Source organism: Rufibacter ruber, from assembly GCF_014138425.1.
GTDB lineage: Bacteria > Bacteroidota > Bacteroidia > Cytophagales > Hymenobacteraceae > Nibribacter > Nibribacter ruber_C.
Map to the genome: position 1 here is coordinate 62,636 of NZ_JACJIQ010000019.1, position 15,531 is coordinate 78,166.

Sequence of the window (15,531 nt, forward strand, 5' to 3'; positions counted from 1 at the left end):
GGTCAGCAGTGGGGTAAGGAGGGAAGGTGCAGAAGACGGGCCAGATTAGAGGCACGGGCTTTGGCAATGTCTGCCAGGCTGCCGTTGAAGTTTTCCTCCAGTGTCTCATAAAACAAGTGAATCCATCTGCCTATGTGGCCGGCCGGAATCTGCAGGAAGGCATAGGGCGCCAGAGGGTGCTGCAGGTACGGCTTGGCCTCCAACAGAACTGAGCGCCAGTACCTGAACATGAGCCGCTCCTGCTTTTCCTGCTCTGCAACCGGACCGGGAGTAGCTAAGGCGTGTTGCTGGGCCTTCTGCTCAAACACCTTTACCAGCAGGGCAATGTCAGCATCGGTTTTAATATCAGTGGTAGGGAAGGAAGTAGTGGGCATAGTGGTGGGTTTGGAGGTAAAGGATTGGGGAAGGAGGGAGGGCAAAGAATGTTCCTGCGTTCTCAGTTTTTTCTGAAAGAAAACCACCCGTGGGGCAGCACTTGAAGAAATACCTGCTTTTCCTGAAAAGGAGAGAGAGTAGGTGCTGAATGGTTGGCCTGTCACTGCAATACCGTTGCGTTTTAGGGCTGTTTTGGGAAAAACAGCCCTAAAACGCAACGGTGAGGAATTGCAAAGTTCCTGCAATAAAAAATACAGGAAAGAGAGCGGGCCTAACCGTTAGGCAACGGCAATCTCTTTTCTGGCCGGGTCAATGGCTTCCTTCTTTTTAGGGAGGTGAAGAGACAGGATTCCTTCTTTGTACTGGGCATCTATGGCGTCTGCGTTCACAGAAGTGGGCAGTTCAAAGGAGCGGGAGAAGGAGTCATAGGTGAACTCCTGGCGGGTATAGTTTTCCTTCTCCTCTTTCTTCTCCTCCTTGCGCGCTGCTGAGACGGTTAAAACATTGTTGCTGAGTTCAACCCTGAAGTCTTTTTTCTCCATGCCCGGTACTGCCAGGGCTATCTCGTAGCTGTCGGCTTTTTCTTTGATATTGGCCGAAGGGGTCTTTTTGGGTCCGGCAAACCAGGGAGACTGCCCAAAGAATTTGTCTACCTCTACCAGGTCTGTGAGAAGGGAGCGGAAAGGGGTGAGTTCATGGGAGGTTTTAGGTAAGAGTGACATAGTTTTTATGGTTAAGGTGAAAGAATATGGGATTTGTTTTTATTTGTGATGGAGCACCAGCACGGGGAGGTAGGTGTGGGTAGATTCGCTCTGGAGATAGGTTGGGGGAAAAAGGTGTTGCCATGAGTTGACAGGCTTGAACCCAACTACCAGCATGTCAGCTTTCTGCTCCCGGCAGAACCGGCTGATCCCTTCCTCTACAAAGGGGCTGGTCTGCACATGGTAAGAAACATACTCATACTGTAACCGCCTGCCTGCGCGCTGTAACTCTTCAAAGGCAAAGGCTTGGGCTTCCCTGTCTTCTTTTGGCAGCACGTGCAGCAGTTGAAGCTCTGCCCCAAACAGGCTTGCCAGTTTTAGCAGGAAAGCAGTATCAAAGCCAGAAAGCCCCTGTAATTCTACCGCCACCACAATTCTATGAAGGGGTTTGAAGTCTGTGTTAGCAGGAATATGCAAGACGGGGCAGGTGGTGTTTCTAATAAGGGAGGCAGCCATGGAATCAACAAAAATCTCCTTCAGGCCCTGAACCGGCTCATAGCCCAGCACTAACAAGTCTGCCCGCTCTTGTTGCGTAACATGGGCAATGGTGTCAGCCGCCTTGCCATACCCTATGCGGGTCTCATAGCTGATGGGGATTCCCCAGTCAGTGTTCTCCAGGTAGGTTTGAATGGCCTTCAGCTTGCCTAAGTGACGAACCTCTTCCCCGTGCAGGCTTTCTGGGGCCGCCTCTGTGTCAATGCTGAAATCTTCATAGGCGGGAGCCGGTTCATGAATAGAGTGGAACAGGATGATGCGGGAATCTAGGCGCTGGGCTATCTCATCAGCATACCGTATGGCGTTGATGGAGCAGGCTGAGTAGTCTGTGGGGCAGATGATCGTTTGCATGGTCTTTAGGAGGTGAGGATGTTACATAGTAAAGATGGTATATTTAAGGGGCGTGCCAGATGATCTTCCGCAGTTCCGGAAATGAGAAATGTCATCTTTTGCAGAAGCTTAAAGCGTGTGGTGTACAACCAGGAGCGGGAGAAAAGTCTGGGCCGCAATCTGGCGGGTGTTGTCCTGGAGAAAAAGATGCTGCCAGAAGTTTTTGGTACGGTGGCCAATGACCACCAGGTCAGCCTTCTGCTGAAAACAGAACTGGTGAATTCCCTCTTCAATCTCCGGGTGCACCTCAAGGTGGGTAGAAACTTTGTTGTAGGGGAGCCGCTTGAGTAAAAGCCCTAGGCCGGCCTGGGCGCGTTGCCGGCCAGTAAAAGTATCTTCCTCTAAGATGTGAAGCAGCTGCAGTTCAGCGTTGAAGAGTTTGGCAATCTGGCAGACCAGGCTCATGTCTGTAAAAGACTCACCTTTAAGGTCTGTGGCGAACACAATTCTGTTCAGGTACTTGAAGGAAGCGTGTGGCGGTACCACCAGCACGGGGCAGGGCGCTTCATGAATGATTCTGGCGGTGAGGGAGTAGCCAAACACTTCCTGAAACCCCTCATGCCCTATGACCAGCAAATCTACGTGCTCTTTCCGGAGGGTGTGCACCATGGAGTCCAGCGTATGGCCGTAGCTGAGCTGGCACTCAACAGAAACCCCGCTGTTGAACGGCGACTCCCGCTGCGCCTCTGCCAGGGCCTCCAGTTTCTGCTGCTGCCCTTCCCTGTAAACCGGGTCTTGTACGGCCTCTACCAGCGGCGCGGTACCAAAAGGGGCCAGGTCCATGAGCACGGGTTCATAGATGTTGTGGTATAAGATCAACCGGGCGCCCATAGGCTGCCCCAGGGCGGCTGCGTAGCGAATGGCGTTTTCTGAACACGCTGTAAAATCTGTTGGGCAAAGAATAGTCTCCATGGGTGAGGGGGTTATTTTAGATAGAACATGAAAGAAAGACTGGCTGGCCGTACCGGTACCTACAGGTACTGCTCGGCAAACTGGAACAGCTCCTGGCGGTACTGCCTGTAGTCAAGCGCAAAGGCGGCCAGTTGCTCTTTCTGCTTCTGGTGCTGCTCCCGGTATGGCTGGTCCTGGAAGGAACTGTCTTCCCGGCCAAGCTTTTGCAGGTAGTTTTCATGCAGCCTGACGTCATGTGCGAACTGGTCAAGCAACTCTCCCTGAAAATAGGTGATGAGGTGCTGAAAATGGTCAATCTGCTTTTTGTCTTCTACAGCATGGGCCTTGGGGGCAATGCTCTCCAGAAGCTTTTGGAAGAAGCTGAACTCATTTCTCCAGAGTTCAATCTCCTGTACCCAGTTCTTGCTTTCCTGGTGCAGGTGGGAGATGCTGGTCTCCAGCAAGGCGGGTGTGGGTTGATGAACAGTTTCCATTTGTCTCTCAGGTTTTTGCGGTGAACGGTTTAGAATAGTGGTTCAAATTTTTTCAATTTATCAGCTTAAGTCAATGACAATCATCACCTTTGGAGGTGATGCCGGTCATCTGGCACTGGGGCTGTGCCCCGTGCTTCGTCTCTGTGTTTTTTAGATGGTTTTTCTAACGGTGCTGCGTTTTAGGCCTGTTTTTCTGAAAACAGGCCTAAAACGCAGCTGTCAATGCCTGTAATTGAGGAACCCGCATTGACAGATGCCGTTCAATTAGCTACTTTTAGACTGCCATTTATTTTTGCCTTTGGAACCACTACCACACCCTCAGAACCTGGATGACCAGATTCGGCTGAAAGCCATCATTGACACGGCCATTGACGGTATCATCACCATAGATGCCAGAGGTATCATTGAAACCGTGAATCCGGCGGCGGCCCGCATCTTTGGGTATTTGCCAGAGGAGGTCATTGGCCAAAACATCAGCATGCTCATGCCAGAGCCTGATAAGAGCCGGCATGACCAGTACATGGTCAACTACTATAAAACCGGCGAAGGGCAGATCATTGGCAAAGGCCGTGAGGTGGTGGGGCAGCGCAAAGACGGCTCCGTTTTTCCGTTTCTGCTGAGTATTAGTGAGGCACGGCTGAAAGACAAAGTCATTTTCACGGGCATTGTGCATGACATCTCGCAGCAGAAGAAGGCAGAGCGGGCCCAGCGGGAGAGCGAGAACAAGATTAACTCTATCATTGAGGCGGCGGTAGACGGCATTATCACCATAGACCCCCGCGGCATCATGGAAATGGTAAACCCCTCGGCGGCCAGGTTGTTTGGCTATGAAGCCCAGGAACTGCTGGGCCAGAACATCAGTATGCTCATGCCAGAGCCAGACCACAGCCGCCATGATGCCTACATGGACCACTACCACCGCACCGGCCAAAAGAAGATCATTGGCATAGGCCGTGAGGTCTCCGGCCTGAAAAAAGACGGGACGGTGTTCCCTTTATACCTGAGCATAAGCGAGGTGCAGCTGGAAGACCGCAAGGTGTACACCGGTTTTATTCATGACATCACCCACCAGAAGATGAGTGAAGAGCGGCTACGGCGCTACGCCGCCGAGCTGGAGCGCAGCAACGGGGAGCTGCAGGACTTTGCCTACGTCTCTTCGCATGACCTGCAGGAGCCGCTCAGAAAGATACAGGCGTTTGGTGACCGGCTCAAGAACAAGGAGAAAGACCACCTGAGTGCGCAGGGGCAGGACTACATAGACCGCATGCTCAATGCGGCCGTGAGAATGCAGAACCTCATCAATGACCTGCTTACCTTCTCCCGCGTCACCACCAAATCTAAACCGTTTGAGAAGGTGAACCTAGACGTGATCTTACAGGAGGTGCTGTCTGACCTGGAAATCACCATTGAGAAAACCGGCACCGTGATTGAACGCACGCCCCTGCCCGTTATTGAGGCGGAGCCCACCCAGATACGCCAGCTCTTCCAGAACCTGATCAGCAATGCCATCAAGTTCCGGAGGGAAGAGGCCACCCCGGTCATCAAAATCACCTCCCGCCTGGTGCAGCGCCGGGCGCACCTAACCTCCACCCCCGGAGATGAGCACGTGGAGATCTCTATTGAAGACAACGGCATAGGCTTTGACGAGAAGTACCTGGACCGGATTTTCAATATCTTTCAGCGGCTGGAGGGGCAGAAATATGAAGGCTCTGGCATTGGCCTGGCTATCTGCCGTAAGATAGCCACCCGCCATGGCGGTGACATCACCGCCCAAAGCAAACAAGGAGTTGGCACCAGATTTATTATTACCTTAGCCACCAAACACCTGCAAGAATAGACATTCCTGTACAATGAGCATAAAGAAAAGAACAATTGTGATCCTGATTGCCGACGATGACGCCGAAGACCGTATGTTAGTCAAAGAGGCCCTGGAGGAAAACCGGCTGACAAACGAGATTCAATTTGTAGAAAACGGCGAGGAACTGCTGGACTACCTGCACAACAAGGGGCGGTTCTCAGACAAAAACCAGTACCCTACGCCCGGCCTCATTCTCCTGGATCTGAACATGCCCAAGAAAGACGGCCGGGAAGCCCTGAAGGAAATCAAGTCTGACGAGCATCTGCGGGTGATTCCGGTGGTGGTATTGACCACGTCTAAAGCCGAAGAGGATATTCTGCGTACCTATGACCTGGGCGTAAGCTCCTTTATCACTAAACCCGTAACCTTTGCCGCCTTGGTAGACGTCATGAAGACCCTCACCAAATATTGGTTTGAGATTGTAGAACTACCCAAACCCTAGGTTTTCCTGTTTTGAAACGGGCGGCTGGCCTGCCTGTGAAGAACATGAAGCCAGGTTTTTTACTTACAGTTCAGGCTGTTTTGGGGCTGTTTTGGCCAAAACAGCCCCAAAACGCAACTGCCCCCCCCGTAATGGGGGGCACCTTCTCCCTTCAAATAGACCATCATGCCAGATCAAACCAGAATTCTGTTGGTAGATGATGATGAAGATGACTACATCATCACCAGAGATATCATAGAAGATATTCAGGGCCGGAGCTATCACCTGGATTGGACCTCGTCTTTCACAGAGGCGCTGGACATTATCAAAGAGCAGCGGCATGATGTCTACCTGGTTGATTTTTTTCTGGGTGCCGAAAACGGACTGAATCTGATCACCCAGGCGGTCTCTGGCGGAAGCACCGCCCCTTTTATTTTGCTCACCGGCCAAACTGACCGCGAAACCGATGAAAAAGCCATGCGCGCCGGGGCACTGGATTATCTGGTGAAGGGCACCTTCAACCCCTTTGACCTGGAACGCTCCATCCGGTACAGCATTGAGCACGCCAAAAGTCTGAACGAGATCCAGAAACTGAATTCTGAGCTGGAACAGCGGGTAGAGGAGCGCACGCAGGAGCTGGCAGAGGCTATCCATAAACTGGAGAAGACCAACAAGATCTTGTATGATGCCCAGCTGGAGATTGAGAAAGCCCTGCAGAAAGAGAAGGAGCTGAACGAACTCAAGTCCAGGTTTGTAACCACCGCCTCGCATGAGTTCAGAACACCGCTGAGCACTGTGCTGTCTTCGGCCTCTATCATTGCGCGCTATACTTCAGCAGAAGACAATGACAAACGGCTCAAGCACGTAGACCGCATCAAATCTGCGGTGCAGAACCTGACCACTATTCTCAATGACTTCCTGTCTATGAGCCGTATAGAGGAGGGCAAGGTGTACAACGTGCCCGCCCAGTTTGATCTGGTCAATTTCTCCCAGGAGGTGGTAGAAGACATGCAGGCCCTGGTGAAAGAGGGGCAGCGCATTGAGTACCGGCATGAGGGGGGGCAGCGCACGGTGGCGCTAGACAAACAGCTGTTCAAAAACATTCTGATCAACCTGCTTTCCAACGGGAGCAAGTACTCCGCTGAAGGCAAGACCATTCATTTCACAACCGCCATCTCTCCCGGCGCCGTCTCCATTACGGTGCGGGACGAAGGCATAGGGATTCCGGAGGCTGACCAGACTCATTTGTTCACCCCGTTCTTCCGGGCGCACAACGCCACCAACATCCAGGGAACCGGTCTGGGGCTCAATATCGTAAAACGCTACGTAGAGGTCATGGAAGGTTCTATGGACTTCACCAGCGTCTTAGACGAAGGCACTACCTTTACCATCACGTTCCCGCAAACTGCTGAGCTATGAAAAAAATACTGCTGATTGAAGACAACCAGGAAATCAGGGAGAACACGGCTGAGATCCTCACCCTGGCCAATTATGAGGTGGTAGAGGCCGAAAACGGAAAGGTGGGCGTTGACCTGGCCCGCAAGGAGCAGCCAGACCTCATCATCTGTGACATCATGATGCCTCAGCTAGACGGCTATGGGGTGCTGCACCTGCTGAGCAAAAGCCCTGAGACCTCCAGCATTCCGTTTGTGTTCCTCACCGCCAAGTCTGAGAAAGAAGATTTCAGGAAGGGCATGAAACTGGGGGCCGATGATTACCTGATCAAGCCCTTTGATGACCTGGAGCTGCTGGACGCCGTAGAAATGCGCCTCCGGAAGAACGAGATCCTCAAAGCCGAATTCCAGAAGAACGTGGAGGGGCTTGACAACTTTATACAGGAGGCCAAAGGCTATGAAGACCTTAACAAACTCATCAGTGACGAGCGCAGAATCACCGTCTATAAGAAAAAACACAACCTCTTTCTGGAGGGCAAGTACCCCAACGCGCTGTATTTCCTGAGCAAAGGCAAGGTAAAAACCTACAAGGTGAATGAAGACGGCCGCGAGTACATTACCAACCTCTACAAAGACGGCGATTTCATTGGCTATCTGGACCTGCTGGAAGAAAACGCGTACCGCGAATCGGCCATGGCCATGGAAGACGCAGAGGTCTACCTGATACCCAAAGAAGACTTCTTCACGCTCCTGCACCAGAACCGGGACGTAGCCAACAAGTTCATCAAGATTCTCTCAGACAACCTGGCAGACCGGGAAGACCGTCTCTTAAAGTTAGCCTACAACAGCGTGCGCAAACGCGTGGCCGAGGCGCTGCTGCTGGTAGAGAAGCAGTACAAGCAGGAGGGCGTTGCCGCAGACACCACTGAGATGTCTATCTCCCGTGATGATTTGGCCAGTATTGTAGGGGCCTCCAAAGAAACGGTGATCCGCACGCTGGCTGATTTCAAAGACGAGAAACTGATTGACACCCGCGGCAGCAAGATCTTTATCCTGAATTCGCAGAAGCTCGCAAAAATGAGAAATTAAGGTCTGGGGTTGTCCCTCTTGTGATAGAGCTGTTTTTGGCTTGTTTTTCAGAAAACAGCCCGAAAACAGCTTTTTTACTTCTTTAGAGGAGTAGAAGCGGTCTAGCGTTTTTAATTCAGGTAATGGCACATGCGTGTGCTGGTGCCTTTAGTTTAAGTGAACCCCTGTTTCCGGGCTGTTTTTTGGAAAGTAGCCCCAAAACGTAGGCACACGCTCACGCCCCTTGCCAAGGTCCGTCACGGTCCATCACTAAAGAAAAGGAAACAGCTTCGTAGTTGAAGGCCTTCTCATGGACCTCCTGTTGGGCATATTCTGCAGACGTTTTTGACTCAGCCACTTGTTTTGTTTCAGCGTTGTTGGTGGTGCATGCGCAGTTGGTGGTAGATTTTTTCTGCTGATGTCAAAGGAATACATGGTCTGCGGTTCTTCTTAACAGTGAAAAGCCTGTCCTCCCCCTGGCTGAACCGCAATTGGAAGTGCCTCATAGGCTGCACTGTTCCTTTGCTGCTGGAATGCGTAGACCGCTGTTCCCTTGGCTGGGCTGTTGGATGCAGTGGTGTTGTTCTAGGAATGCGTGGTCTGCTGTTCCCTAGGCTGTGCCGCTTGCTGCAGTGCTGTTATTTTAGGAATGCGTGGTCTGCTGTTTCCCTGGCTGGGCTGTTTGCTCCGGAGCGAAATCCCATTGCTGTTTCATCTTTTCCGGTAAGCGCTCACGGCCGCGGGGCCCCGTCCTGGCGGTGAGCACTGCTGTTAAAACTAGGCCCTCCGGCCTTGCCGCCGGAGCGGCACCGTATTAACAGAGGCGCTCACCCCCAGGACTGGTTGCTGTTCCTCTCCTGTAAATGCTTGTGCTATTAGATCTGCCTCTGCAGGTAACTATTGCTAATCCGCTAGCCTGAGGCGAGCCCGTGCTGCGCACATCAGCCAGGGGCAGAAGTGCTAATTTAACAGAGGTGCCACTGGCAGAAGTGTTGATTGTTCATTGTTGTTTGTTTGCCGCTTTCTCTGGTTCAAGTTTCCAACTTGGACCTATGGTGGCGGAAGCTTTAAGCTTACATGGGGCGGCAGCCTCACACTACCTCTGCCCTCTATGGCTCCCTCTTCTGCCCCTCTATGGCGCGGAAGTTACTTCCGTGCCTACTAACTCCAGCTGATACTCCCGCGCTGGCACGGGTCCCCAGAATCGTGCCTACAGCTGACGGCCGGTCTCTGGCTGCCCTCGCGGCGCGGCAGCGAAACCAGGCATTGCTACTTCATCCATGCAGAATTGCCTAGGGGAAAAAGAAAGGACTCAGCACTCAGGACTCAAGACTCAGAACTCACTTCAATACTCCCCCTTTGAAGGGGGCGAAGGGGGAGGTTTACTCAGGAGGACACGCATTGCTGAGGTACGGTCACCCGTCACTTGTCCTACGCATTGCAGATGTTCCCCTCCAGGGAGGGGTAGGGGTAGGTTCAAATGCGGCTGCCCCCACAGTACCAACTGCTCCAATGACCTGAAAGTGCGCGCAGAACTGCGCCAATATCAGTAATTCAACGTGATAATAGTTGTGCTACCGGGCTGTTTTAGGCCTGTTTTTCTGAAAACAGGCCTAAAACAGAAATCCCTCTGCCCTCAAATACTGATGAACCTCTTCCTGTAAAATGACGAGCATCATATTTAGGGGACTGGTTTCTGCTGAAATTTGCATTAGAAATTGACCCAGAAAATGCAGACTTCCTTCAAAGCCCTTACGCTCTCTTACAAGCAAGCCCCCATTGCCGTGCGGGAAGCCGTTTCTTTAAATGAGATTGGCTGCCGTAACCTGCTGGACAAAATCAAGGAATTTACCCTGGCGCAAGAGGTGCTGGTGCTTTCTACCTGTAACCGCACAGAGGTGTATTACGCTGCCTCAGAAGATTACTCGCAGGAGATCATCAAGTTGATAGCCATGGAAAAAGGCTTTATCTCAACCAGCGACGTGAAACCGTACTTTCTGCACATTGACCAGCCTGAGGCGGCGGTGCAGCATCTGTTTCAGGTGGCGCTGGGGCTGGAGTCACAGGTGGTGGGAGATATGCAGATCATGAACCAGGTGAAGAACGCCTACCAGTGGGCGGCAGATGCCGGAATGGCGGGTCCGTACCTGCACCGCCTGCTGCACACCATCTTCTTTACAAACAAACGGGTAGTAAATGAAACCGCTTTCAAAGACGGGGCGGCTTCTGTCTCTTATGCCACCGTTGAACTGGTAGAGGAGCTGACCCGGCATCTGGAGAACCCCAGAGTGCTGATGCTGGGGGTTGGGGAGATAGGCGCCAACGTGGCAGATAATTTCCAGAAATCTACCATCCAGAACCTGACCATTGCCAACCGTACGCACCACAAAGCGGTTGAACTGGCCAAGCAGTGCAACGCCCGCGCCATCTACTGGGAAAAAGTGTGGGAAGAGATGCGGCAGGCAGACGTGGTGATTTCCTCGGTACCGGGTGATTGCTTTTTTATCAGTGCTGAGCAGGTGGCACAGATGGGGGAGAAGGCACCCGCCTTTTTCTTAGACCTCTCTATGCCCCGCAGTGTTGATGGCAACCTCAATGAACTGGCAAACACCGCCGTGTACAACATTGACAACATCAAAAACCGCGCTACTGAAGCCCTGGAAAAGCGGTTGGCAGCCATTCCCGCGGCCAAAGCCATTATTGCCGATGAAATGGCCAATTTCCAAACCTGGACCCGTGAAATGCAGATGTCGCCGGCGTTGCAGCAGTTCAAGAACCGGCTGGAGGAGATCCGGCAGCGGGAAGTGGCCCGGTTTGTCAAACAGCTGGGAGACGGGGAGAAGGAACTGGTGGAGACCATCACCAAAAATATCCTGAACAAAATTGTAAAGATGCCGGCCCTGGAGCTAAAAGCCGCATGCCAGCGCGGAGAATCAGAAGCCATGCTGGAGGGGTTGAGCGCCCTGTTCCGGTTAGAGCAGGAGCCACAGCTGGCCTAACGGGGCCGCAAGAATGGGCAAACTTTTGGGGTGGTCTGCCCGGCTGGTTGAAGGAGGAGTTGTTCCTGAACTTCCTGGATAGGAACGCCCCCGGTACCAAGCTTTTCCATATTCCTGTTAATCGCCTTCCCTGGTTTGCTGAGAACGAACGTCTGATGAGCCCCAACACCTTGGGCTGGTTGCTCCTGGCTGCAGCCAATCTGATGAAAAATGGGCCAGTCTCACCCTTTACTTTCTCCTTCGTCTCTATTACCAATTCGTTTATCAGTTAGAACGCCGCTTCTGTGGCAACCTCCTTCAGCAAAGATTGGTTAAGTACATTTTACTTACATACTGGGCAGAATTGTGTTGCGTTAGTTGAACCCCTATAGGCACCGTTTTACAGGATAACTTCCGGGGTAGGGGAAATACCTGATGAAGCGGCTCCTGTACCGCTTATCATGGGTTACAAGGCGAATAAACTTACGGTGACAGCCTGCAAATGTGGTGCAACCGCCGCAGGAAAATAAAAGCTACCAATTGATTCTCAGCTGTTTTCGGCCTGTTTTTAGGAAAACAGGCCGAAAACAGGCTGGTAAAATTCTACTTTCGCTGACTAGTTAAACGGCTATGGGTACCAGTAATTAAGGGAAAAGTAGAATTATTGTCACGGTCACGGAATGTTTTCTACCGTGAGAATGTCTACTTTACAATTAAAATGAAATTGTGAAGGCTTTCTGCTGGGTAGGTGGTCTTGCCGGTAAGCTGCGGGTATGAGAAAACTTCTATTCCTTTTCTTTTGGTTGCCTCTGTTGGTGCTGGCGCAGACTACCCCGGTAGACAGTTTGAAATTTGCCCTTCGGCAGGCGGCCACAGATTCTGCGCGCGTAAAGATTCTCTGTGAGCTGAGTAAACAAGCCTCCCTCTCTGATGTACAACAGGCCATTGCCTATGCCCGGCAGGCAGAACAGGTAGCCACCCGTGCCCATGATGCCAGAGGCAGAGCCGCCGCTCTGAACCAACTGGGGGCGGGGCATGTGATCCTGGGCGAGAATGACAAGGCCTTTACTTATTATTTTGCGGCCCTCAAAGTGGCTGAACAGGCCGGCGATACCGCCAACATGATCACCACCTATAATATTCTTGGCGTGCTCAGCCAGAAGATCAAAGATGACAAACGGGCACTAGGCTATTATCACAAAGCCGAAGCCCTTGCCCTTCAAGTGCAGAACCTGCTGGCCTTGAGCAAAGTGTACAACAACCTGGGGAGCATGTACAGTGACCAGAAAGCGTTTGCGCAGGCGCTTCCCTACTATGAGAAATCTGCCCGGCTGCTGGAACAGTTCCCGGAGCGTAAAGTACTGGCGGTGGTTCTCCAGAATATTGGCAATACCCTTACGGCTTTACACCAACCCCAAAAAGCACTTCCTTTCTTGAACAGGGCCTTGGCAATTGACCAGGACCTGGGCAATAGAATGAATGAGACTGTTACGTTGGCCGCTCTGTCACAAGCCTACCAGGAACAGGGAGACCGTAACAAAGCATTGGCCTATGCCCGGCAAAGCTTTTCTGTGGCCCAGGAAACCAGGTCTGGCAAGAAAATAGTAGCCGCTGCCAAATTACTCCAGGATCTGTACGCGCTCCAGAAGAACTTTGAGCAGGCGTATAAGTACCAGACGGTGGCCCTGGAGCACATGGAGAAGCTTGACGCAGAGGCCCAGTCTAAAAACGCTTCCCAGATTATTGCCCGCTATGAGAGCGAGAAACATGAGCTGGAAGACCAGAAGCTCAAGGCTGAGAAAGAGCGCCAAGACCAATCTTTGCGTTACCAGAGAGGGGCACTGCTGGCGGGGGGGGTAATGCTGTCCTTAATGATGTTGTTGTTGTCAGTCTCTCTCTTTTTCAGGAGACGTTTGATCAAGGCTTATAAACAGCTGAAGGGCGTGCATGAGCAGGTCCAGAAACAGAACAGGGAGATACGCCAGCATCAGGAGGAAATCCTGCAGCAGTCAGCGGTTCTGCAGACCCAGAATGAGCTTCTGGCCAAAACCAGTAACTTTAAAAGCAAGATCTTCTCAATTGTTTCACATGATCTGCGCTCACCGTTTACCACCCTGAAAGGTATATTGGCGCTCACCCAGGTCCATAATATGTCTGCGGAGGAACTGCAGCGTATTCTTGAGCTTCTCGCCAAAGACGTAGACACCGTAGAAGACATGTTGAACAACTTGCTGGTTTGGTCTAAAAGCCAGTTAGAGGAAGCCGTGGTGCATGTACAGCCGCTGCCGCTGCCACAGGTGTTAGATGAGACCCTGGAAGTGGTACAGTATGCAGCTGCCCAAAAGCAGATAACGCTTCTCAACCTGGTCCCTGAAGAGACCGTGGTACTCGCTGATAGGGAGCGTATGGCTTTTGTGCTGAGGAACCTGCTCATGAATGCCATCAAGTTCTCATTTGAAGGCCGGGAAGTGCAGGTGAAGGCCCACGTGCAGGACCAACTGGTAACGGTGTCAGTTATTGATTTCGGGAAGGGGATAGCCGCCAAGCATTTGCACAAGCTGTTCTCAGAAGACCGCTTCACCACCTTGGGTACCTCCAATGAAGTAGGGACAGGGCTGGGGCTGATGCTCTGCAAAGAGCTGTTAGACGCCATGGGCGGAACAATCACTGTTACCAGCGAAGAAGGCAAAGGAAGCATCTTCTCCGTTACGTTACCCCAGGCCGAAGCAGTACCTGGTTGGTCAGCCAAAATGCGATCTCCAGAGTTACAGGCTTCCCATTAACACTGGGTAGAACAGCTTTTCCTTCCCTGCCGTGGAACTCCTGCGGGCGGGACCATGCGCTGTGGTGGTTTTGACCCATCCGCATGTGACGGCGGGTGCCTTCACATACTTTTTCACAGACGTAAGAAGCAGCTAGGCTCTCTGCCTCCAGCTGAAAGTGTCCTTTCTTTCCTCTTATAGGAGACCTCTTTTCTGTTTTGGGGCTGTTTTTGAAAAAACAGCCCCAAAACAGAAAAGCCCTCGCACCTGGAACAGAAGGTGCGAGGGCTTTAGAAGATATCTGAAAAGCTGAATCACCCAATGGTGACATTTTATCTGCCAACCTCCTTTTTTTAACCGGCCAGGCTCTTAAGACTACTTTCTTCGCATAACAGCAAATAAATAGTATAAGGGTGAAGACCACTTTTAGACGGTGATTTTTGACACCGTTAAACAGGCTCAACTACCGGTTCTTGTTCTCGTGACCGCCTGGTCAGTTAGAGCGGGCAAAATCTTGGTTATTCGCAAAAGGAGTAGGCGTTGGGGCGGTCGCCTTTTTTGCCAGTTGAGACTATCACGTGCTCCTGGGTTTTGCTGCCAGCCATCACATCATCTAAGAATTTCACCAGCACCTGCTGGTTTTTACCAAAGAGTTCGCCGCTATAGGCGTGGGTGCCGCCGCAGTAGGTGATGAGACGCGTGTTCCCATGCAGGTGCACCAGGTGCTGGTAAATAGAGAGTGAACCAAACAACATGAACCAGTTTGAGGAATTAGTGGGGCAGCTGTGGTGGGCGGCCGTCCCGTATGGCACCGTTGTGTCAGCACTTCCGTGGAAAAGCAACACCGGAATCTTGTTCTCAGGAGTAATAAGGTTCAGGTCCATGAGCGCCCCGGCCCCCGAGATAACGCCTTTGTAGCGGAAGTTGGCGGGCAGTGACACCTGCGGGTAAAGGTTCATGCGCTTGTAGTCCCAGAAGGCGGCGTGCAAGGCGGCCTCTGCCCCGGCGCTGCTGCCAGACACAAAGATAGCGGCCGGGTCAAGGTTATACTTTTCTGTGTTCTTCAGGAAGTAGGCCGTAGCTAACCACAGACCATTGGCCGCGTGCTGAAAGGCCTTGATCTTCTCGGCCAGCTGTCCGTTACAGCCAAAGTTTTTATTTTTAGCAAACAGCGTGTAGGTGATAGTGGCGGCGGCGTAACCTTTATCAGCCAGATAGGAGCAGAACCCGTGCCCGCTCTTGCGGTCTCCGCCCGAAAAGCCGCCGCCGTGCTCAAACAACACCAACGGCAGCTTCCCGTTGCCGGGCTTGGCGGGCAGAAACAAATCCAGCTCCAATTTGAGGGTGTCGTTCTGGAAATAGGTGAGCGTGGTGAATTTTTGGGATTGGGCGAAAGATGCCAGGTGACATAGGAGAAACGCGAGCAGCAGAAGTGCTTTTTTCATGGGTGTTGCAATGGGTTACGTAAGTGAAAAATAATCTGCCGCTATGGCCACAGACCGGGTAAGATAGGAAAAATCCTTTTATCTGGTTTTGATTTGGCACTACTGCCTGTGGTCTACCTTTCTGTGGCTGGTAGAAAAGGCGAGAGCTTGGGAGAGGTGTGGGTGGTTTTTCCTATTGTGAACGGCAGTTCATGGTCTG

The 15,531-nt window shown here is 52.0% G+C and carries 12 protein-coding genes; 6 read left to right on the top strand and 6 right to left on the bottom strand.

The features are described from left to right. Nucleotides 1–2: 2 nt before the first annotated feature. The 5 genes from FHS90_RS18815 to FHS90_RS18835 form a co-directional block, all read right to left on the bottom strand. Nucleotides 3–374, bottom strand: a complete 372-nt coding sequence (locus tag FHS90_RS18815) for a group III truncated hemoglobin (protein WP_182514176.1) — start codon at nucleotides 372–374, stop codon at nucleotides 3–5. Nucleotides 375–653: 279 nt separating this feature from the next. After that, the gene (locus FHS90_RS18820; protein WP_182514177.1) at nucleotides 654–1,097 is read right to left on the bottom strand and encodes an Hsp20/alpha crystallin family protein; all 444 of its coding nucleotides are present in this window, start codon (nucleotides 1,095–1,097) and stop codon (nucleotides 654–656) included. 39 nt (nucleotides 1,098–1,136) lie between these two features. Continuing rightward, complete coding sequence (locus tag FHS90_RS18825; protein ID WP_182514178.1) at nucleotides 1,137–1,982, bottom strand: universal stress protein; 846 nt, start codon at nucleotides 1,980–1,982, stop codon at nucleotides 1,137–1,139. A gap of 108 nt (nucleotides 1,983–2,090) precedes the next feature. Next, complete coding sequence (locus FHS90_RS18830) at nucleotides 2,091–2,933, bottom strand: universal stress protein (protein WP_182514179.1); 843 nt, start codon at nucleotides 2,931–2,933, stop codon at nucleotides 2,091–2,093. 59 nt (nucleotides 2,934–2,992) lie between these two features. Then, nucleotides 2,993–3,406 carry a hypothetical protein gene (locus tag FHS90_RS18835; RefSeq protein ID WP_182514180.1) on the bottom strand — a complete coding sequence of 138 codons (414 nt, stop codon included), beginning with the start codon at nucleotides 3,404–3,406 and terminating at the stop codon, nucleotides 2,993–2,995. 298 nt (nucleotides 3,407–3,704) lie between these two features. Between FHS90_RS18835 and FHS90_RS18840 the strand changes: the two genes are divergently transcribed. The 6 genes from FHS90_RS18840 (at nucleotide 3,705) to FHS90_RS18865 (ending at nucleotide 13,908) form a co-directional block, all read left to right on the top strand. Next, nucleotides 3,705–5,243, top strand: coding sequence for a sensor histidine kinase (locus tag FHS90_RS18840; protein WP_066835900.1), 1,539 nt, complete (start codon nucleotides 3,705–3,707; stop codon nucleotides 5,241–5,243). Nucleotides 5,244–5,256: 13 nt separating this feature from the next. Next, on the top strand, nucleotides 5,257–5,706 hold the full coding sequence (locus FHS90_RS18845) for a response regulator (protein ID WP_066835901.1): 450 nt from the start codon (nucleotides 5,257–5,259) through the stop codon (nucleotides 5,704–5,706). A 165-nt stretch (nucleotides 5,707–5,871) separates the two neighbouring features. Continuing rightward, entirely contained in the window at nucleotides 5,872–7,104 is a 1,233-nt protein-coding gene (locus FHS90_RS18850) for a hybrid sensor histidine kinase/response regulator (protein ID WP_066835908.1), read from the top strand. Then, the gene (locus FHS90_RS18855; protein WP_066835910.1) at nucleotides 7,101–8,168 is read left to right on the top strand and encodes a response regulator; all 1,068 of its coding nucleotides are present in this window, start codon (nucleotides 7,101–7,103) and stop codon (nucleotides 8,166–8,168) included. The genes FHS90_RS18850 and FHS90_RS18855 overlap by 4 nt, the downstream gene beginning before the upstream one ends. A gap of 1,709 nt (nucleotides 8,169–9,877) precedes the next feature. Beyond that, nucleotides 9,878–11,146 carry a glutamyl-tRNA reductase gene (gene hemA / locus FHS90_RS18860; protein WP_182514181.1) on the top strand — a complete coding sequence of 423 codons (1,269 nt, stop codon included), beginning with the start codon at nucleotides 9,878–9,880 and terminating at the stop codon, nucleotides 11,144–11,146. 752 nt (nucleotides 11,147–11,898) lie between these two features. Then, nucleotides 11,899–13,908, top strand: a complete 2,010-nt coding sequence (locus FHS90_RS18865; protein ID WP_182514182.1) for an ATP-binding protein — start codon at nucleotides 11,899–11,901, stop codon at nucleotides 13,906–13,908. Nucleotides 13,909–14,405: 497 nt separating this feature from the next. Here the strand turns inward: FHS90_RS18865 and FHS90_RS18870 are convergent, their stop codons facing one another. Continuing rightward, complete coding sequence (locus FHS90_RS18870; protein WP_066835916.1) at nucleotides 14,406–15,332, bottom strand: alpha/beta hydrolase; 927 nt, start codon at nucleotides 15,330–15,332, stop codon at nucleotides 14,406–14,408. Nucleotides 15,333–15,531: the final 199 nt, after the last annotated feature.